At 28.9% G+C, this 19,163-nt stretch carries 18 protein-coding genes; 16 read left to right on the plus strand and 2 right to left on the minus strand.

Features of this window, described 5'->3' with window-relative positions:
- The first annotated feature begins 3 nt into the window (after positions 1–3).
- The 12 genes from ACL9RH_RS11575 (at position 4) to ACL9RH_RS11630 (ending at position 11,738) form a co-directional block, all read left to right on the plus strand.
- A complete protein-coding gene (locus ACL9RH_RS11575) occupies positions 4–1,074 on the plus strand; it encodes a hypothetical protein (protein WP_422693517.1) in 1,071 nt (356 codons plus the stop codon).
- Between the two features lie 307 nt (positions 1,075–1,381).
- On the plus strand, positions 1,382–1,648 hold the full coding sequence (locus ACL9RH_RS11580; protein ID WP_422693518.1) for a hypothetical protein: 267 nt from the start codon (positions 1,382–1,384) through the stop codon (positions 1,646–1,648).
- 5 nt (positions 1,649–1,653) lie between these two features.
- On the plus strand, positions 1,654–2,148 hold the full coding sequence (locus ACL9RH_RS11585; RefSeq protein WP_422693519.1) for a GIY-YIG nuclease family protein: 495 nt from the start codon (positions 1,654–1,656) through the stop codon (positions 2,146–2,148).
- Between the two features lie 121 nt (positions 2,149–2,269).
- Positions 2,270–2,902, plus strand: a complete 633-nt coding sequence (locus tag ACL9RH_RS11590; RefSeq protein ID WP_422693520.1) for a viroplasmin family protein — start codon at positions 2,270–2,272, stop codon at positions 2,900–2,902.
- Positions 2,903–3,047: 145 nt separating this feature from the next.
- Positions 3,048–4,097 carry a ComEC/Rec2 family competence protein gene (locus ACL9RH_RS11595; RefSeq protein ID WP_422693521.1) on the plus strand — a complete coding sequence of 350 codons (1,050 nt, stop codon included), beginning with the start codon at positions 3,048–3,050 and terminating at the stop codon, positions 4,095–4,097.
- Positions 4,098–4,099: 2 nt separating this feature from the next.
- Complete coding sequence (locus ACL9RH_RS11600) at positions 4,100–5,200, plus strand: trypsin-like serine protease (protein WP_422693522.1); 1,101 nt, start codon at positions 4,100–4,102, stop codon at positions 5,198–5,200.
- The gene (locus tag ACL9RH_RS11605; protein ID WP_422693523.1) at positions 5,193–5,648 is read left to right on the plus strand and encodes a hypothetical protein; all 456 of its coding nucleotides are present in this window, start codon (positions 5,193–5,195) and stop codon (positions 5,646–5,648) included. The genes ACL9RH_RS11600 and ACL9RH_RS11605 overlap by 8 nt, the downstream gene beginning before the upstream one ends.
- Positions 5,614–7,758: a hypothetical protein gene (locus ACL9RH_RS11610; RefSeq protein WP_422693524.1), complete on the plus strand. Its 2,145-nt coding sequence runs from the start codon at positions 5,614–5,616 to the stop codon at positions 7,756–7,758. Before ACL9RH_RS11605 ends, ACL9RH_RS11610 begins: the two co-directional genes overlap by 35 nt.
- Before the next feature lie 211 nt (positions 7,759–7,969).
- On the plus strand, positions 7,970–8,224 hold the full coding sequence (locus tag ACL9RH_RS11615) for a hypothetical protein (RefSeq protein ID WP_422693525.1): 255 nt from the start codon (positions 7,970–7,972) through the stop codon (positions 8,222–8,224).
- Positions 8,225–8,226: 2 nt separating this feature from the next.
- A complete protein-coding gene (locus ACL9RH_RS11620) occupies positions 8,227–9,441 on the plus strand; it encodes a hypothetical protein (RefSeq protein WP_422693526.1) in 1,215 nt (404 codons plus the stop codon).
- 467 nt (positions 9,442–9,908) lie between these two features.
- Positions 9,909–10,118, plus strand: coding sequence for a hypothetical protein (locus tag ACL9RH_RS11625; RefSeq protein WP_422693527.1), 210 nt, complete (start codon positions 9,909–9,911; stop codon positions 10,116–10,118).
- Positions 10,119–10,529: 411 nt separating this feature from the next.
- On the plus strand, positions 10,530–11,738 hold the full coding sequence (locus ACL9RH_RS11630; protein ID WP_422693528.1) for a tyrosine-type recombinase/integrase: 1,209 nt from the start codon (positions 10,530–10,532) through the stop codon (positions 11,736–11,738).
- 317 nt (positions 11,739–12,055) lie between these two features.
- On the opposite strand, the gene ACL9RH_RS11635 is transcribed toward ACL9RH_RS11630, so the two are convergent.
- Together ACL9RH_RS11635 and ACL9RH_RS11640 are read right to left on the minus strand one after the other, a co-directional pair.
- Positions 12,056–12,643, minus strand: a complete 588-nt coding sequence (locus ACL9RH_RS11635; protein WP_422693529.1) for a recombinase family protein — start codon at positions 12,641–12,643, stop codon at positions 12,056–12,058.
- 60 nt (positions 12,644–12,703) lie between these two features.
- Positions 12,704–13,246, minus strand: a complete 543-nt coding sequence (locus ACL9RH_RS11640) for an antirestriction protein ArdA (RefSeq protein WP_422693530.1) — start codon at positions 13,244–13,246, stop codon at positions 12,704–12,706.
- Between the two features lie 385 nt (positions 13,247–13,631).
- Between ACL9RH_RS11640 and ACL9RH_RS11645 the strand changes: the two genes are divergently transcribed.
- The 4 genes from ACL9RH_RS11645 to ACL9RH_RS11660 all read left to right on the plus strand — a co-directional run bounded on the left by ACL9RH_RS11645 (position 13,632) and on the right by ACL9RH_RS11660 (position 19,056).
- Positions 13,632–16,253: a KAP family P-loop NTPase fold protein gene (locus tag ACL9RH_RS11645; RefSeq protein WP_422693531.1), complete on the plus strand. Its 2,622-nt coding sequence runs from the start codon at positions 13,632–13,634 to the stop codon at positions 16,251–16,253.
- The gene (locus ACL9RH_RS11650) at positions 16,246–17,904 is read left to right on the plus strand and encodes a DUF6035 family protein (protein ID WP_422693532.1); all 1,659 of its coding nucleotides are present in this window, start codon (positions 16,246–16,248) and stop codon (positions 17,902–17,904) included. Before ACL9RH_RS11645 ends, ACL9RH_RS11650 begins: the two co-directional genes overlap by 8 nt.
- Before the next feature lie 253 nt (positions 17,905–18,157).
- Positions 18,158–18,721, plus strand: a complete 564-nt coding sequence (locus tag ACL9RH_RS11655; protein ID WP_422693533.1) for a hypothetical protein — start codon at positions 18,158–18,160, stop codon at positions 18,719–18,721.
- Positions 18,722–18,735: 14 nt separating this feature from the next.
- Positions 18,736–19,056 (plus strand): hypothetical protein, encoded by a 321-nt coding sequence (locus tag ACL9RH_RS11660; RefSeq protein WP_422693534.1) that lies wholly within the window; start codon positions 18,736–18,738, stop codon positions 19,054–19,056.
- The last annotated feature ends 107 nt before the right edge of the window (positions 19,057–19,163 follow it).

A 19,163-nucleotide genomic window follows, 5' to 3' on the forward strand; every position in this document is an offset into this window, starting at 1 on the left:
GGTATGGATAAAAAATTGAAAGACATTTACATTTTCCTATTTATTTTAGCTTCTGCATTTTTACCAGCTCAAGAAAATCACTTTTATACTGATGCTTACCAAACCATTGATAATATGTTGAATGATAAAGAGCAATACAGTTTCAAAACTGCTGTTTTCAGTGTAGAAAATGCTTATTATCAGGGGAAATTAGATACAGAAGAATTAAACCGTAAAATCAAATTTTTAGCTAATTTCTGCAATCAGCTTGTTACTAACAGAAAGCTTAACTATACTGAAAGAGATCAGGAAAAAGTTAGCAGGTATGCTGCCGTCTATACGGTAATGTGTCAGACTACGCCAGTGATTATAAAAAATGATACTGTAAAGTACAAGCCATTTACTTATGACTTTGAAGATGTATTCGGTCATAAAGAACTATCTAACCTGTTTGTATCAAAATTATTAGATACCCAGAAAGGTAATTGTAATTCAATGCCCTATCTATACAAAATCTTAGCAGAAGAATTAGGAGTTGATGCCAATTTAGCACTTGCACCAAACCATGTTTATATCAAGCATAATATCAAATCTATCGGTTGGTATAATACTGAGCTTACAAGTGGTATATTTCCGATTGATGCTTGGCTATCAGCTTCGGGGTTCATTCATTTAGATGCTATTAAAAACGGTGTGTTTATGAAAGCCCTGAACAATAAGGAAAGCCTTGCGTTACTATTGGTAGATTTAGCAAATGCTTATAACCGAAGTTTTCCCGATAATGACGGAAGTTTTGCTTTGAAATGCGCAGAAACAGCAATCCAGATTCATCCATATTTAGCTAATGCTTTATTATTACAAGCTGAAACCCATACAAAACAATTTCAAAAATTAATGAAAGAGCAGAATACAAAGGATATTCAGGCTACATTAAGCAATCCAAAAGCTAAAGAACTGTTTGATCTGATGAATAAGGAATATACTCACATTCACAAAATAGGCTATCGTAGTATGCCTGAAGAAATGTATTTGGATTGGTTGGTTTCTTTGAAAACTGAGAGAGTAAAGTATGAGGATACGAGACTACAAAAATAATAACTATTGGGAGAGTGAATTTTAATTTTTCGAGATAACCAAAAAAACTTTCAGGGCATATTTAGATTTATTAAAATTCTATGAAACTAAAGAAATCATGGATGAATATCCAAATTAGAGCCTGACTTTTGAAAGAATCACTCAAATCTTGATTAAAGAATTTAAGAATGAATTGATATAACATAATTTCAACTAAAGAGATTCTAAAAATCAATGGGTTTCATTCTCTAAATCCATCGATTGATAAATCCATAATAGAAATTTATCCTTTAGGAAAAGTTAAAAATTAATCTCAACAAACGATAATATGAATAAAGAATCAATGGGTTTTCCTGAACAAGAAAGAATAATTGAACAGATATTAAAGACTGTTGAATTAGAAACTGGCGTTAATAGATCAGATTTTATTTCTAACTCAAGAAAAGAAATTTATTTGGAAGCAAGGAAAAAGGCAACAAAGCTTTTAATTGTAGAAGCTCAGTTGTCAGATGATGGAATTGCAAAGGTATTGGGGGTTTCAAAAAGTACTGCAAATACTTATAGAAATAGTCTTGGTTTTCATCGTAGATATTAAAAACAATGACATTTAATCTTGAAGAGAAAGAATTATATCAAAATTTAGTTCTTGCCGAAAAATTTCTATTTAAATCTCCAAAGATTAAGTTTGAAAGAACTTTAATTTGGAGAAAACAGTATTTTAAAAATGTTGCTGGCATATATGCAATCTTTGAAAAGAATAAAATAATATATATTGGAGAAACAGGAAATTTATATAAAAGAATGTCTGATATAACCAAAACTGTTAATCATACATTCAGAAAGCACATAGGTAAATCAAAATTTGGAGGTATTAAATCCAGTAAAAAATATGATCCTGAAATAGAAGAAATGCTTGACAAATATTTTGATGAAGAATTGTATATTACTTTTATTGAAATCAATTTTGGAAGGCTGGAAATAGAAACGTATTTAATAGATAAATATCAAACACAAATTATAAACTCAGAGAAAAAAAGAAAATTTAAGTTTAATTACGATTTGATTGCTGAAGTTGAGAAATGCATTGATATATAAAAGTTTATAACTTGAATTATTTCAAATGGCAATTTTTGAAACAAATCATTTTGGAAAACCAATTCAAAAGCTAAAGAATAACCATAAAATTATATTATAACACCATCACAAATTAAGGATTATGGGAAAACAAAAATTCTATGTTGTCTGGAAAGGGCACAAAACAGGAGTATTTGATAGTTGGGAAGAATGTAAAGAACAAACAAATGGATTTCCTAATGCCGAATTCAAATCTTTTCAAACCAGAGAACTAGCAGAAAAAGCTTTCAATAGTGATAGTAAGGAATTTGTAGGCATTAAAATTTTTGAACCAACATTAAGCAAAGAAGAATTAGCCCTCATTGGTGATCCTATTGAAGAAAGTATTTCTGTTGACGGAGCTTGTAATGTAGTAACAGGAATAGTTGAATATCAGGGTGTCGATACCAAGACTAAAAAGGTTTTATTTAAGCAGGGACCATTTGAAGGAGGAACTAATAATATTGGGGAATTTCTTGCTATTGTTCATGGGTTGGCTTATTGTAAGAAAAAAAATATAAATATTCCTATTTATTCTGATAGTAAAAATGCTATGTCTTGGGTAAAAAATAAAAAAGTCAGAACCAGTCAGGAAAAGAATGATAAAAATACAGAACTTTTTGATTTAATTGATAGAGCTGTCAAGTGGTTAGAAAATAATGAGTATTCTAATAAAATTCTAAAATGGGAAACAAAAGCTTGGGGTGAAAACCCTGCTGACTTTGGAAGAAAATAAACTTTTACGGAAACCCGTATTACATTTTCAGTATTTTTTTAATTTTTACACTTTACAAAAAATTAAAAAGTTATTTATTATTGGAGTGGTGAGATTTCTTTTCTGTAGATGCGCTTATCTATCTTATAATCTAAAAACTTAAACCATGAAAAGAGAAAAAACAGAATTTAAAATACTTGAGGCTTACCATGGAGATTCTATCTTGATTAAAACTTATGATAAAGATTTTAATGAGTTCATAATTTTAATAGATGGTGGAACTGCGACAACATTTCGTTATAGTTTAAAGAAAGAACTAAATAATATTTCTAAAATAGACTTATTAATACTTACTCATATTGATAGTGATCACATTGGTGGTCTTATACATTTATTTACTAGTAAATTGATTGAAAAAATTGAAATAGTAGAAATTTGGTTTAACCACCCTGAAATTTTAAGGAGAGGAAAAGGCTCTAATATAAGTGTTGGACAAAGTGAAAGCTTTTTAGACCTTCTAAAACGTGTAAAACCCTATACTAATATCCTTTCGATAGATAAATCGATGAAAGAAATTGATAAAAATGGTATAGTATTCACAATCCTATCTCCAACAAATGAAATTTTATCCCATTTTGAAAATGTCTATGAAGATGAATTAAAAAAGGCTAAGGAAAAGACTAAGGAAAAAAAAATATCTGCTAAAAAAAATAATTATGATGAATCTCTGGTTTCCTTATCTAAAAATGATTACATACCATTAAAATCTGTTAAAGATGACATATTTAATTCATCTTCTATTGCCTTTATCTTACAAACATTAGACTTAAAATTTCTATTATTAGCAGATTCTAGACCTGAAGTAATAGAGGAATGTCTTGGAGAATTAGGATATACTGTAAATGATAAATTAGATGTTGATTATGTTAAAATATCTCATCATGGTAGTAAAAATAATACTTCTCAATCTTTATTAAGCCTTATTAATTGTTCTGAATACATTATATCTACAAATGGAGGAACTTCAGACCATCATTTGCCTGATAGAGAAACTATTGCTAGAATAGTCCATAATAAATCTCGTAATAAAGAAAAAAAACTATATTTATATTTCAATTATCCTGTAGAAGTTATTACTAGAAAAATCGGAAATTTTATATCAGAAGAGGATTTAAATAACGGAAACTGGATTTTTCAAAATAAAAATGAATTTTGATAATGTATAATATAATTGAAAAAACTTGTGTTAGAATACAGTATGGAGAAGATAATATAGGTTCAGGAGTCTTAATTGCTGATAATGAAACCTTCTATGTTTTAACGGCTGCACATTGTTTAGGAGATGAGGACGTAGAAATTGAAAAAGAAAATATTGTTATAAAAAAGCAGTTTGATTACGCTTCTGAGTTTAATAATATTTCTGTCAAAGATATAGTAGATATTGATTTTGATAAAGATTATTGTCTTATTGAAATTGACTTTGATGATGAAGAAAAACTGCTTAACTCTTACAAATTTGGAAAAGGCTTTATAAAAGATTTAGGGGTTAAATTTTGCGGTTACCAAAACATTAATTTAAACCAATATCGTCCTTTTGACGCTAAAATTGTAACTGTAAGTGATATACATCATAAATTTAAAATTAAATTAATTGAGAATACTTTTGATCAAGCAGGTGAAATCGGATATAATATAGCCAAAGGACTTTCTGGTAGTGGGGTATTCATTTTTCAGCATAATACTCCATTCTTAATAGGAATATTAAATTCTGTATTGGAAGATCAAGCTTGGAATGATGATATTGAGTGTTGCTCAATAGCTCACTTAGAAAAATACTTTACAGAATATGTTAATTTATCTGATATAGAGCAATTAAAAAAGTGGGAAGAAAATATAGAGAAAGAACGGACAAAACAAGAAATAGAATCTTTTAAAGAGTTGCGGTCAGAGTTTTTTGATAATCTTTATCGCAAGAATACAATTTTATACCCAGACAAAGATGTAGATAGAATAACTAGTGAAAACATTAAACAGTTTATATCTATTGAAGAAAATATAAAGACTTTAGAGAATAGCTTTCCCGAAATATTTATTGATTTTAAAAGATTAGTTAAAAAGCAGATTTCAACTGTTACAAATGACTATTCAAGAACTGTAAGTAATTCTAATGAAGCAAAAAACCAAAAATTAGAATTACAAAAATTTCTAGAAGATAAAATCGAAAAACAAATTCCTAAATTTTATTCTTTTGACTTATCCGAATATCAAGTTCTTCAATGGTTAGGTATCTGTACTTTAAATTTTATTGAAAATGATTAACATTCATATTGACGAAAAACCCATATCTGTTTCTATTAGATATAATGCATATTATAAGCTTGTTTTATTATTGGCTATTATATACTATTGTGGGTTTTCAAAAAAAACATCCTTAATAGTAATTCATATTGTTTTTTGGGGATTAAGAAATGATGAAAATTTTGATATCCTACTGCAATTAAAAAAACAAGAGAGAAGCACTTTAGTTCCTTGGGCATTTGAGCATGGAATGGATAATATTTTGTCTATTGGATTAGCGAATGGATTAATAGCAAAAACAAAAATAACTGATGATTTAACATTTTCTATTACTGAAAATGGGGTAAAACTTTTAAAAACTATTTACGATAATAAATACTTTTCAGAAGATTTGGAAAAAATTAAATCCTTAAAGGTTCTGCCAAAGGCAAAAATTGAAAGAGCTAATCAAAATTGGAATTTATTTTAAGATGATAAAAATTAATAAACTAAGAACCGAACTACAAACTAATCTAAGTAATGATATAGATGATCTATATGGATTTTCATTTAATTTTACTGAAGGACTAAATATTATTGCTGGCCCAAACTCTCGAGGTAAATCAACAATAAATTCTTGTATTTATTATGCTTTAGGAATGGAAGAGCTATTAGGTGCTCATAATGATAAAGCACTTGACAAAGCATTAAAAGAAGAGTTTGAAATTAATATTAGTGAGGATGAAAAGCAGACACATCATGTTATTTTTTCTCGAGTTTTACTTGAAATAGAAAATAGTAACCAGCAAAGAGTGACTCTTGAAAGAATAATTGTTTCTGATACAGATAAAAAGAAAAATTCAAATATCTATGTGTACAATACGGATTTAGAAGGATATTTAAGCAGTGAACAACCAATTGAAGTCGATTTGTTTTATGTTAATCAAAGAGGGAATAATGAAGATGCTAATGGTTTTTATAAATGGCTAGCTGAATTTATAGGGATTGAACTTCCAATGGTTAGTAATTCATCAAGAACAGATAATTATAGTCCACTATATCTTCAAACAATCTTTAGTTCATTATTTATTGAACAAACAAAGGGTTGGTCTGAATTTCTTGCTACAATGCCATATTTTGGAATTACAAAACCAAAAGAAAAAGTTGTAGAATATATACTAAATTTAAATTCGCTGAATAATTCTACTAATAAAGATATTTTACTAAAAAACAAAAGTCAAATTATTGAAAAATGGGATAGAAAAATACGAAATATAAAATATCTCTCTGCCCAAAATAATTCTATTTTAATTAATATTCCTGATGAAATAACAACATTACGAAGTGATATAAATAAAATAAATATTTTATTCACTAAATCTGAAACTGAAAAAATAGAAATTAATCAATTTTTAGAGGAAAAGTCGTTACAAATAAGAAGTTTTGAAGGAATATCTTTAGCAAAGGTAGGAGAAAATAAAGAAGAATTAATAAACGCCTACAGAGAGGAGAAAGAAAATTATAATTCTTTAAAGAATCATATAAATAATTTTAGAGATAAATTAAATATAGAGGTTCAACAAAGAAATAATTTAGAAAAGTATCTAATTCAAATAGATAAAGAAATAAAGGATAGTCTAAATCTGATCAAAGTATTCGATGAAGATATTATAAACAAAAAGAATTTCAATTCTTGTCCTACCTGTACACAAGAAATACCTACTGATTTAATTTCATCAAAACAGATCAAGATACCACAATTAAGTATTGAAGAAAATACTAATTTTTTAAAGGGTCAAAAAAGTATTGTAACAATTTCATTAAAGAACCTAGAGGAAAGTATCGAAGAGAAAGGTATTCTTCTCAATTATTATATAAATACTTTGCGTAATAAGGAGGAAATTATAAAAAAAATATCTAATGATTTAATTGCAGACGATAGAGCCTTTTCTGAATCTGATGCATTAAAAAGAGTTCAATTAGAAAATGAATATAAAATAGTTTCTTCTATTCGAGATTCTTTTAACGAAATCAAAGAAGAATTAATTGAAATCTCAAATCAATACAATGATGTTTTAAAAGACATAAATGATTTATCTGGTGAAGAAGAAAGAGACAAAAATATTTTAGATGATTTTGAGAATTATTATAAAGATTTGTTATATGCTTTTAAATATGACAGTAACGAAAAATATAAGATTTCAATAAATAGGAAAGAACCTTTTAAATATTTCCCTGTATATAAAAGCTACAAAGATGACAAGCTACCTCAATCAATAAGAATTAATTCTTCCGCTTCAGATTTTGTAAGAAATATATGGGCTTACAGTATAGCATTATTAGGAGGTGAAAATCATCCAGGAATATTGTTATTTGATGAACCTGGGCAACATAGAACAAACCTATTAAGTTTAAAAGCCATGTTTGAAATTTGCTCTAATATAGATTTTGGTCAAATTATAATATTTACATCAACAGAAAGGAAATTAAATGATAATGAGCCAATGGATGTAGAATATGTTGTTTCTAAAATTCCAACAGAGAAGTATAATTTAATCTTATTACCTGAAACAAATAAAGTAATTCAATCTTTAAACTAAACTTTCCATTTGTAACTTTTTATACTTTTGAAAAGCAATTATTCCGATTTTGGGGTATATATCGAAAGGCGATTTTATGATCGCCTTTTTTCATGTGAAATTTTTATTACTGATAATTAATACGTTACATTTTTTGAATAATTTTACAAACATAAAATGACTATTTTCTATTTTCCAGAGAGTTTATGTTACTGAACATAAAAAATGTATTATGACAGAAAACATAAAACCACTTATCAAGCGTTGTTTACGACTACAAGAACGAATTGAAGAATTGGAAATAACCATTCGAGACATCACATTTAATGATATTATCAGCCGTGATGAATTTTTAAAAAAGTACAGCCTTAATAGTAAAACTTTTGATAAATATAGAAAAACTGGACTGAAAGCTTACCAACCCGTAAGAAATGGGAAAATATTTGTAAGTTTAAAAGAATTTGAAAAATTCCTAAAAAAGAAATAATAATGCTTGATGTTTTAAAATTCGATATAGATAATTTAAGAATGGATGAAAATATTCTTAAAACAAAATTTAAAAAAAGAGAATATCCAAAGTTTACAAAATATAAATACAAATTTTATGATTCCGAGTTATTTAGTGATGGAAAAAAAAATACTGAAGAAGAAGCTGATCCTAATAAATCAAAGTCATATAAACAAAGTCATCATTACATTTATTTTGTAATAAAAAATGGACAAAAAGAAGGGAAATTATACTTTAAACAGAATATCCGAAGAAATTGGATTGATTATAAAATAGTAGCAGGTAAAAAAGGGATTGAATATACCGACATTATTCCTCGTAAGCCTTTAATGCCTAGAGTTATGGCTGACTTATCATACTACAACTTTATTAAAATCATAGAATTATATGCTGAGGAGTTAGATATACCTATAAATAGACTATGGGGTGCTAATGTTACACAGGTTGAGCTTGGAGTAAACTTGAAATTTTCTACCAGAATCAAAACTAAAAATGGTTTTGAAAGAATGAGCTTACAAGGTATGCTTTCCTCTTTTGGAACTTTAAAGAATGTTCCTGAGAAAGATACTTACGGTCGAAGCGGAGTACGTTTCAAAGCAGACGCTTTTGAAATAAGCATTTACGATAAATTGAAAAGAATAATTTTTACAAAAGAAATTTTTAAAAATAAAAAGGAGAGCGTAAAGGTTCAAAGACGAAAAAAAATCAACAAAATCAATCATTTTATCCGATATGAATTAAGGGTAAAAGAAGTAAGTTCCTTCAGAAGGGAGAGCTTTGCGGGTAAGTTAGATACCCTGAAGAATATTAAAGATAATTGGGACATTATTTTAGATTCGCTCTTTGGTACTACTGATGATATTGATTTTGTGGATTTTTTATCCCCAGAAATAGAAAATGATCTTATTTTATCTCAATTAGACAGTAAAGCTAAAGGTCTTTTTTATGATTATTTAATTTATCAGGGAGTAAAAAAAATTGGCTATACAGAATTTATCAGGGACATTATTCCTCTTGTAAATAGTAAAACCAGAAAAGAGTTTCAAGCTGAAGTCGATAAAAGTTATGACAAATTCAGGAATAAAAATCACTATAATACTTCTTATGAAAAAATGTTCTTGGATACTCTTAACAAAAGACTGGACTCATTAAAAATAAAACCTTTATTATATAAGACCTCTATCTATACCTCATAATAAGAATATATACCTAAGACTATAAACTACTAAATACTAAGGAAGGTTATATACTTAGGGCGAAATTTTTGTTTTGGGAATTGCAGGACTATTGATTGTTTAAATTTAGAAATCTTTAAATAATAAACCGATCACCCTGCAAAAACTATCATCTGAAATGAGCTTGATTAATAAGGCAAATTCCTGCCGTTTTTCGCCTGAAGTATAAATTTACTATTTCAGAATTTGAATTGAAATTTGATTAGTAAAAAATCGAATCTGAAAAGGGGAGTTTCCCTAAACTTACTATCTCTGAAGTTTTACGAAGCTCCTACTCTTTCAGCATAATGATAAACCCCGTAAGCTCTTTTGGTAAAGCTTTAGAAACGGGCTCAATTTGATTTTTAGTATAAACTTACCTTTAAGGATTATTAATTGATTTTCGCCTTATTAATCGAACTTACATTTTATATTTAAAATAATATTTTATGAAAAAAATTAGTGAATTGTCGATAGCAGACTTAAAAGCTGCTCATGATTTTGTAAAAACGTCCTTAGATTCTTTAAAGAAGATAGAAAAAGATATGGACGAAGAAGAGATCACCTCAGAACGTATTAAAGCTTCTGAAAGACTAAGTAGATTGGAAAATTATTTATATCATGAACTTCTCGATAGGGTTATATCTTTAGATGTTTGAAATTAAATCCAATTTTACATATTTCTTATTTTTCAATCAGTGTTTTCGATTATAATTTACGTTATTGAATACTTGAATTAATTATAAATAATTTTAGTTTACTTTGGTTAAAAAATACATAAATTTCCCCTATAATTCCCCCTTCTGGAAATCGACCCACGATAAACCCACTATTTAAAGGAAAGTTTACAAAATCCGTGGGTTCTGGAGAAACCACAGAAGTTAAACACAATTTAACTTAATCAATCAAAAAATCCCTTTTAAACAATGTTTAGAAGGGATTTTTGTTTTAGTGATGTTTACTATTGTTTCATCAAATTTAGTCCTTTTTTGTCCCTTTGTTGTCCCTGAGGACAATTTAAAAAGATTTTCAACTGTATCACAGACTAATTTTGAAACAAAAATAGAACTATGAACATTGCATTTTTTTTAAAAGAGCCTACAAAGGCAACCGAAACAATGGTGTACGTCTCAGCAACCTTAAAAGGTCAGAGACTGAAACGCTCCACAGGGGTAAAAGTAAAACCCTCACAATGGACGGGGACAAAAGTGAGACAACTAGCTCCCGAATCAGCAACTAAAAATCTGAAAATTGAAAACACTGTTAAAATCTTAAAAGAGATTGAGCGGGAGTATTTATTGAAGGAACAGCCCCTATCTAAAGAAATTTTAGAAAAAGAGTTTGAACACAAGATTACCCCCGTCAACACAACAACTGCTAGAAAAAAAGACGTATTAAGCGTTTTTAATGAATTTATTGATGCTAGAAAACAATCTGTATCAGAAAATACTATTAAGACCTATAAAACGTGTAAAAACCATCTTCAAACGTTTTCAGCTGAAATGAAATTTGATATGTCATTTCAAAACATTACGCTTAACTTCTATGATGAGTTATTGGCATATTTCATTGAAAAAAACTTCTACAACTCTACTATTGGAAAATATGTAACAATACTTAAAACATTTATGAATTGGGCAGGAGAAAGACGATTTCATAATAATATGGAATTTAAAAAGTTCTTAGTTTTTAAAGATGATTCTGAAAAAATAAAGCTTACTCCTGAAATAGTAGAAAAATTGAGAACAACTGATTTCGAAGATGATTATAGTAACATCGTAAGGGATATTTTCATTTTTAGCTCCTATACAGGTTTGAGATTTGTTGATATTCAAAACATGAGACCAGAAGACGTTACAGAAGATTTTTTACGATTACATATCAAAAAAGCTAAAGAAATGCTTGATATACCTTTATTAGATGTACCAAAAGAAATAATCAAAGCTCATACAGAACGCTATGGTAGGCTAAAAATACCTACTAATCAATTCTGTAATAGAGAAATTAAAAAACTTTTTGAAACGATTGGTTTTGATGATAAGATACGGTTTGTAAAATATTCAGGTAAAAATGAGATTACAGTAGAAAAAAATGCTCACGATTATTTAACAATGCATTATGGAAGGGTATTTTTCATTACAAACTCGTTGATTAATGGTATGAATGAAGAGTTCATCAGAGAAATTACAGGTCATAAAGATTACAAATCTTTCAAAAAATATGTTCAGTTTTCCCGTGAAATGGTAGCTGACAGTTTACATTCTGCATGGAAAAAATAAAATCCTATTTTATTGATAAATTCTTATTTTATCAATAAATGGAATAACAAAAATATTCATATAAATATTTTAAGAGCCTGACTATTACAATTCTGTAAATCAGGCTCTTTTTTCATAAATTATCCATGTAGCTAAAAATTGTGGAATTTTATTATTTTGAAAAAATCAACAGGCAACTAAATTAAGTACCATTTTAGATATATAAATAATAAAGAGAGACACCAGCCCCAATAGTATAAATAGCTCCTTTTTTGCCTACTTTTTGATTTATCGATAGTGATAATTTCATTTTCTTTGAGTGGTCAACCCTCGTCACATCAGATATTATTTTTGACTTTCTGAACAGTCCCAATACTGACCGAACAGATTTTAGCCGTATCTCTGATAGAATTTCCCTTCTTTAGGCTCTTAATTACTTCTTTATACTTGAAAAGGAAGTCTTCAATGCTCTCCGTAGAGCCTTTCTCACGTCCTTTATAGATTCCTTTAGCCTTTGCGAGTGCAATTCCCTCACGTTGACGCTCTAAAATAGTTTCTCGTTCCATTTCTGCAATATTTGCCATAACAGAAATAATAAGTTTGAATGCTTGATTCTCCCTTCCTTTGATTAAGCTTTCTATTCCAAGATTATCTACTTTGAGAATAACGCCTTTTTCTTTGAAAAATTCCAGAGTTGTTAATATGTCATAGAGATTACGTCCTAACCTGTCAATAGAACTCACAGAAACGTAATTAATTCCGCCGTCCTCAATAGCTTTTATGAGTTCCTTTCCCTGTTCTCTATCCTTAAAAGAAGTAGAACCGCTAACAACATCAATAAAAACCTTTTCGTCTTTTGCTTGTCGCTCCTCCTGTCTTGCCGTATTCTGTGCCCCTGTTGAAACTCTTATATATCTTGCTTTCATAATTGTAAATTGTTATAAAGCACCCTGCATTTAAGCAAGGTGCAAAGATTAATATTGTAATTAGTTTCGGAAATAATACCCATTAGAACTCATATAGTCGTACATCAAATGTCTAGCGGTTGCTTCCCAATCAATGTATATGTAAGAGGGCAAGTTTTCAGGAATTGAACCCTCCTGTTCTAAAGTAGTCTGCGCAAAATCCTCGTCCGAACTGTACTCGCCATAATAAGAATCTGAAAGACTCTCTAATAGGTCGCTTACCTCCTTATGATAGTAACTCATGCACTCTGCATAGGCTTCTATAACCTCGAAATCATAATCTGAAGTGTCGATTTGATCGGCTATCTCATAAATGTCTGCTGAAAGATGACATTCGCTGATTAGCTTTTGTTTGATAAAGAACTCCGAACATTCATAATCCTGAATCATAAATTCGGGGTCGTCTTCGTCTCGGTGAAGTTCCTGCATAGCCTGTAAAAGCTCGTCATAATTTGAATAATCTGAAAGGTTTAACCATTCACCATAGATTGACCCTTCATTGTACTTTTTGTACGTGCCGACATAGATACTGAAAGTATCAAGACAATTTGTTAACTTTGCCATTGTAGATAAGTTTTAATTAGCGTTAGAATTTTTTACACCTCCCCATTCAATATTAGTAGTATTGATGGGGTTTTTTGTTGGTTTATTGTAGTCGAAAACTGTGCCAAATGTGCAAATTTTAGGGTACTTTTGAATGAAACAGAAGAAATATTTTAAACCTGTACAAAATTCTCTCAAACCTGTTCTAACTTTGAATTGTAGTCTAAAAATGTTCAAAAAAAAATGCTAAGGTTTTTAGACCGCCTGAAAACTTTTGACCGACTTTCCAAAGGTGGGGGGTACTATCAAAAACTTGCCCTATGGTGGGGCGCTTTTGTTTAGATACCTATTCTATCGAGAGATATTATACAAGATTTATAAATATATTTGTAAAAAGCATCATCAGATGAAGTATATCGAAAAGCACAAAACCTTAATAATTCTATTAGTTTTTCTTGTAGCATTTAGAAGTTTGTTAATTCCACTCTATCAAAAATTTTTTGTTGATAATTTTTTGGTATATGCAGACAGTTCACTATTGATGGATTGCATCTTTGCTTTGCTTTTTATCTTCTGCATAATCTGGACAGTTTCTAAAATACAAAAGGGATTTTTTGTAAAACAAGAAAACCTAATTTATCCTACTATCGGCCTTATTGCCTATACAATAACTAGAATAAATTATAGTGGTTCTTTGACTTCTTTCAAAAATTTTGATGTGGTAAAATATTTTGATTTTGTATGTATTATTTGCTTAGTTCCTTTTGCGTTAATCCTTGCTTTACCAAAACCTATTTCCAATAATCAAGATGATAAACTATATGATGACAATCCTATTGATAAGAGTGATAATGATATTTTAGGAAGGAAACCCAAAGCAATTCAGATTGCTCGATTGCTAAAAAATAACAAAACAAAAAGTTCAACTGCTATTGGAATTGTGGGGAAATGGGGTGATGGTAAGTCCTCGTTTATGAATTTAATTGAAGAAAATCTCAAGAATGACAACAAATTTATAACTGTACAATTTAATAGTTGGCTTAATATTTCAGTTAAATCTATTATACAAGATTTTTTTAACACCGTTGAAAAAGAAGTTGCTCCTTATAGTTTTGATATTTCTAAAGAGATTAAAAAATATGGCAGTAAGGTTTTATCAGTAAATAAAAACACTACAACTGAGACAATTCTAAATGCTGTTAATTTAATACCCGAAAACAGTCTTTCAGATGATTTTGATAGGCTTAATAGGCTTTTAAATAAATTGAATAAAAAGGTTATTGTTTTTTTTGATGATTTAGACAGACTACAGCCTAATGAGGTATTTGAAGTTCTAAAATTAATCAGAAACACCGCATCATTTGATGTTTTCAACTACATTGTAGGGTACGATAAAGAATATATTAATGAAGCACTTAAAAATAATCAAATCCCAAACCCCGAAAAATACTGTGAAAAAATATTTTTAAAAGAGTTTCCATTAGCTCCAATAACACAGAAAGACATTAATAAGTACATACAAACAAGAATTGCAGAATTTTTACCAGCAAAGCAAGATGAAATAAAAGAGGTATTTTCAGACATCAGCTTGCACTTAAACTACTATCAAGGAAATATTTTTGATTCTATTAAGAATATTAGAAATGCTAAAAGATATTTAAGCGAACTTCGTGTAAGTATAGAAGGAATAGAAAATGAAGTTGATTTAAAAGATTTTATGTTAGTTAAACTCTTAAAATTCTCATATTATGAAGTTTACCGATTGCTATTTGACAAACAACAATTTATTGACAATCGAGGTAATGAAGGTTACAATGGAAATGAAAGGTTTAACAGCTATAAGTTGAGACAAAAAGAGAAAGATAAAAACAGTTTACCTTTCTCAATAGGAAAATCATTTAATAGTTCAATATTAAAGGAAGAAATCGAAAAAATTGGAATTTATAATACTACGGAAATTCAAACAATTGGCATTATCTGTAGTAAAATCTTTAAAGATAATTACAGAAGCAAGGATACTACATCACTATCTTTAGCCTATGGTCAAAACTATTACAAATACTTTAATGATGAAATTGATGATACAAACTTTTTAAAGGGTGATTTTTCTATTTTCATCACTTCGGACTTCTCAAAAATGGTAAGAATTGTTGATAAAGCAAAATCCGAAGATAAGCTACGTGCTTTAATGCTATTTATTTACAAATTGAACATTACCGAAGATTTATCTATAAAAAGCCAATATGAAAACTTTGTGAAAATTTTATTTTATATTGCCAATTTAGATTCAGATGGAAGGCAGAGATACTTTGGTGTAGACCACGATTTCCTCTATAATACAACAAATAATTATAATAATCGGATCGTATCTAAGTTTAGATATGGCAGTGAGGAAGAACTAAAAGTGTTTTTACAATCAATATTTTATCAAGAAAAACAGTACTATGATTTTGAACCCAACTATTTAAAATCTATATATGATTATCATGGCACAAGTGATTCTCTCAAAATCCCATTTACTAAGGATGGAATAATAGAATATCTAATTTTTTGTTTTAATCATAACAATAAACTAATAGAATCTATTGATTCCGTTTTTTGGGATTGTTATAAATTATGTTTTATTAAGGATTGGATTAAAGCAAATTCAAACAGTTATAGTGGGTACACGAAATTCATTGAGCCTAACAAAGAAAAATTTCTATTTGAAGTTATTCCACAATATTTAGATGATTATTTGGTGCATATAGTTACACCACAAGACTGGTATGGAGAAGAGAAAAATAATTTTAAGGTTGGGATCTCAAATAACTCACCAATTGGATTATTTGGCTCAATTCAAGGGCTTATAAATTATCTTGAATCTGACAAACTGAAACAAAAACTTTCTGAATATCCTTCAGAATTTATCACGGAGTTTCTATCTTTTGCAAAAGAAGTAGAAATTAAAAAGGATTTAATTGATTTTAATTTTACTTATCATCCTATGAAACAGAAACTTGAAAAATCAATAAGAAGTTATGACTAATTCAAGAAGTATAAAGTTTGCTAAAGATAAAATCACAGGAGAATATTTAGAAGCCGACAAAATCTTCGATATTAGAAAAGTTGGTTTTGATTATAGATTAAAATATAATCGAGATGAAATTCAGCCATATTGTGTTGAATGTGGAGAAAAGTTAATAATTTCCTCGAGCAAATACCAAAATATTCATTTTAAGCATTCTGAATCGGATGTGCCTTGTATTTTAAAAGAAAATCTTTCACAAGAAGAAAAAGAAATTTTTTCTCGTATTAATTATGCTAAAGAATCGGAAAGACATATCTATTTAAAAAATTCAATTGGAGCAATGCTTTTAACCTCCAAAAATGTTTCCAATGTAAGAATAGACGACCACTTTATCTATGATGGCTATGAAAAAAGAAGACCTGACATTTATTATGAGTTTTTAGATAAAAAAATTGTTTTTGAGATTCAACTTTCACTTCTTTCTCAAAAATATATTTTAAGCAGATATGATTTTTACAAAAAAAAGGGAATTTACTTAATATGGTTGTTAGATGATTTGAACATTGTAGAAGGTACTTCTCAAATGGAAAGAGACATCAAATATTTATCTTCTCATCAGAATTACTTTAAATTTGATGAAAGTTCAGATAGTTTCTATCTTGAGTGCAAGTACAAATCGACTCAATTATCATCTTGGAATGAATTTTATGATGAATGGAATACTGTTAGAATAGATCTAAATTGTCTAAATTTTGACAATATTAACAATGAGGTATTTTTCTATGATTTCGGTAAGCAAAAATCACTAATTGAAGAAATTCAGAGAAAAAACCTCATTGAAGAACAAAACCGTAAAAAAGAGGAGGAAAAAAAGAAGCGTTTAAAACAAATTCAATGGAAAGTTAATGCAATCTGCAATGAAATTAGAGAAACCAGAAATAGTTTAGTGAAAAATTTCAGTATTATCAAAAATAAACTCTTTGACTTTGATTATGAAGAACTTAGCCAGTTGAATAAAAAATTATCAATTGATTCAAAATTTGCACTTCAACGATGGCTAAAGTCGGCAGATAACGAGAGCTTTAACTTTCTCAAGTTCATCTTTGAAAATTACGATTTTGTTTATGATATTAACATCGTAGACCTCGAAGGAAATACTGTTTTAGATATTCTTTTCAAAAGAAAGGATTTGAAAAACAAAGACTTAATATTTGAACTCATTGTCAAACGTGGATATAAAATCAATGATAGAGACGAAAAACACTTATTTGATTTTTGGAAAGATTATCCCGAGGTTGCTGAAAACATTATCATGCTTTCCAATTTCGCGAAAAAATTTGAAGATCCATTTCTTAGGGGTTATTTATTCCAGTTTAAAAACATAATAAGAATTATTGAATCAGCAAAACAGGGAAAAATTATTGGATATGCTTACAAAGATAATGAGTGGATAAAATTTGCTAATAATGCTCTAAATTCAAATGCCAAATATTGGGAGTATATAGAAATTGCATTTAAGCATTATGGATTATATGAGAAATTAATTCTCTTAGATAAAAAAGGATCTTTTCGGAATAAGCTGAACCAATATTATGCAATACCTGAAAAAACGGATCATAGTTTTAAATGGATTTTTAATGAATTGTACCCTGAATTAGCGAAACCCTAAAAAAGATTTTGAAAATCTATTTTAAGTAAAGGCACAAAATTTGTAGTTTTGCGCAAAGACATCAACGAAAAATAATAAGTGTAAAGCTTATTGCTTTGTTAGAAAAATTTGGCGATTTTGAAAACACACGGAGCAAAAGTTAGACACCCACCCCTATGGCGTGGGCGTTCTGCTTCTGTGTGTAGGTTACGCCAAATACCTTCTAACAAAGTTTGAATAGCTCACGCTTTGTTATTTTATAATACATTATAAAATGGGGTATCTACACAAAATCATTGAATTAGAAAAACAAAAGAATTTTCAAGAAATTGCTACAACTCTTTTCATGGAAGCCGAAATCAGTTATAACCAGACTGAATGGAGCGAGAAAAAACCAAACATGAAATACTGGGAGTTTGTAAGCAAAACAAAGCACCTTCTTAACAAGGACTTCCATAAAAATCTCATGTTCGGAGATTTAAAACCCAATCCACACTTGATAAATGCCTACAAAATGATTGGCGGAAAAGGTGATGTTGTATTTTGGAGAGAAGACAAATATCCCCTTGACGGAGCAATAGCACGTCTCATGTTTACCCCGACAATTTACATTTACGCAAAAGAATGTTGCGAAGTATTTGAAGAAAAGATAGGTAATAAGCCTTTATTTATGAGCGGTTTAACTCCACAGGGAGTTGTTAACAAATACAATTCTGAAAAAAACACATTCAAATCCCCTGCAAACTACACAAACAACAGCTCACAAAGTGGCTGTATGGGAGTTCTATTGCTAATAATGGGAATTGTAAGCCTACTAATATTACAAATTAACCTTTAAAACAATTAAATATTATGAAAAAATTGATTTTTACTTTAATGTTCGTATTACCAACTCTTTATTTCGCACAGGAAGACAAGCCGAAAGAGCTACAAACCACAAAAGAGTGCGATTTACCGAAAGATTTCAAAGAGCCACTTAAAAACAACCGTCTCAAAAAGTTTGTAGCGATTGATAATGGAGTTAGTGAAAAGGAAGTAATCATTATCCGAGCGCAAAACGGTTTTGGAAGTGGTATTTATACGGTTTGTGTTAAACAACAACCTATTCAGTATCAAAAAATGGGAACGGTATTTATGCGTGAGGGGAAAAACCCATTTAATAACGCAAAATGATATTGCAACTACAAGCGCAAACAAGTTGTTTTCCAGCAATCAAGTTTAAACCATACAGCATTTGGGATGATGTGTCGCTTATTTTGATGATGGTTTCAATTCTTATT

The organism is Chryseobacterium sp. Mn2064 (assembly GCF_049319685.1).
In the GTDB taxonomy this organism is placed as follows: domain Bacteria; phylum Bacteroidota; class Bacteroidia; order Flavobacteriales; family Weeksellaceae; genus Chryseobacterium.

What these genes read in the sequence shown, in the direction of transcription:
- ACL9RH_RS11585 (WP_422693519.1), top strand. Translation starts at nt 1,654, where the DNA reads ATGACATTTAATCTTGAAGAGAAAGAATTATATCAAAATTTAGTTCTT.
- ACL9RH_RS11615 (WP_422693525.1), top strand. Translation starts at nt 7,970, where the DNA reads ATGACAGAAAACATAAAACCACTTATCAAGCGTTGTTTACGACTACAA.
- ACL9RH_RS11650 (WP_422693532.1), top strand. Translation starts at nt 16,246, where the DNA reads ATGACTAATTCAAGAAGTATAAAGTTTGCTAAAGATAAAATCACAGGA.
- ACL9RH_RS11600 (WP_422693522.1), top strand. Translation starts at nt 4,100, where the DNA reads ATGTATAATATAATTGAAAAAACTTGTGTTAGAATACAGTATGGAGAA.
- ACL9RH_RS11595 (WP_422693521.1), top strand. Translation starts at nt 3,048, where the DNA reads ATGAAAAGAGAAAAAACAGAATTTAAAATACTTGAGGCTTACCATGGA.
- ACL9RH_RS11630 (WP_422693528.1), top strand. Translation starts at nt 10,530, where the DNA reads ATGAACATTGCATTTTTTTTAAAAGAGCCTACAAAGGCAACCGAAACA.
- ACL9RH_RS11645 (WP_422693531.1), top strand. Translation starts at nt 13,632, where the DNA reads ATGAAGTATATCGAAAAGCACAAAACCTTAATAATTCTATTAGTTTTT.
- ACL9RH_RS11590 (WP_422693520.1), top strand. Translation starts at nt 2,270, where the DNA reads ATGGGAAAACAAAAATTCTATGTTGTCTGGAAAGGGCACAAAACAGGA.
- ACL9RH_RS11575 (WP_422693517.1), top strand. Translation starts at nt 4, where the DNA reads ATGGATAAAAAATTGAAAGACATTTACATTTTCCTATTTATTTTAGCT.
- ACL9RH_RS11635 (WP_422693529.1), bottom strand. Translation starts at nt 12,643, where the DNA reads ATGAAAGCAAGATATATAAGAGTTTCAACAGGGGCACAGAATACGGCA.
- ACL9RH_RS11640 (WP_422693530.1), bottom strand. Translation starts at nt 13,246, where the DNA reads ATGGCAAAGTTAACAAATTGTCTTGATACTTTCAGTATCTATGTCGGC.
- ACL9RH_RS11655 (WP_422693533.1), top strand. Translation starts at nt 18,158, where the DNA reads ATGGGGTATCTACACAAAATCATTGAATTAGAAAAACAAAAGAATTTT.
- ACL9RH_RS11660 (WP_422693534.1), top strand. Translation starts at nt 18,736, where the DNA reads ATGAAAAAATTGATTTTTACTTTAATGTTCGTATTACCAACTCTTTAT.
- ACL9RH_RS11620 (WP_422693526.1), top strand. Translation starts at nt 8,227, where the DNA reads ATGCTTGATGTTTTAAAATTCGATATAGATAATTTAAGAATGGATGAA.
- ACL9RH_RS11625 (WP_422693527.1), top strand. Translation starts at nt 9,909, where the DNA reads ATGAAAAAAATTAGTGAATTGTCGATAGCAGACTTAAAAGCTGCTCAT.
- ACL9RH_RS11580 (WP_422693518.1), top strand. Translation starts at nt 1,382, where the DNA reads ATGAATAAAGAATCAATGGGTTTTCCTGAACAAGAAAGAATAATTGAA.
- ACL9RH_RS11605 (WP_422693523.1), top strand. Translation starts at nt 5,193, where the DNA reads ATGATTAACATTCATATTGACGAAAAACCCATATCTGTTTCTATTAGA.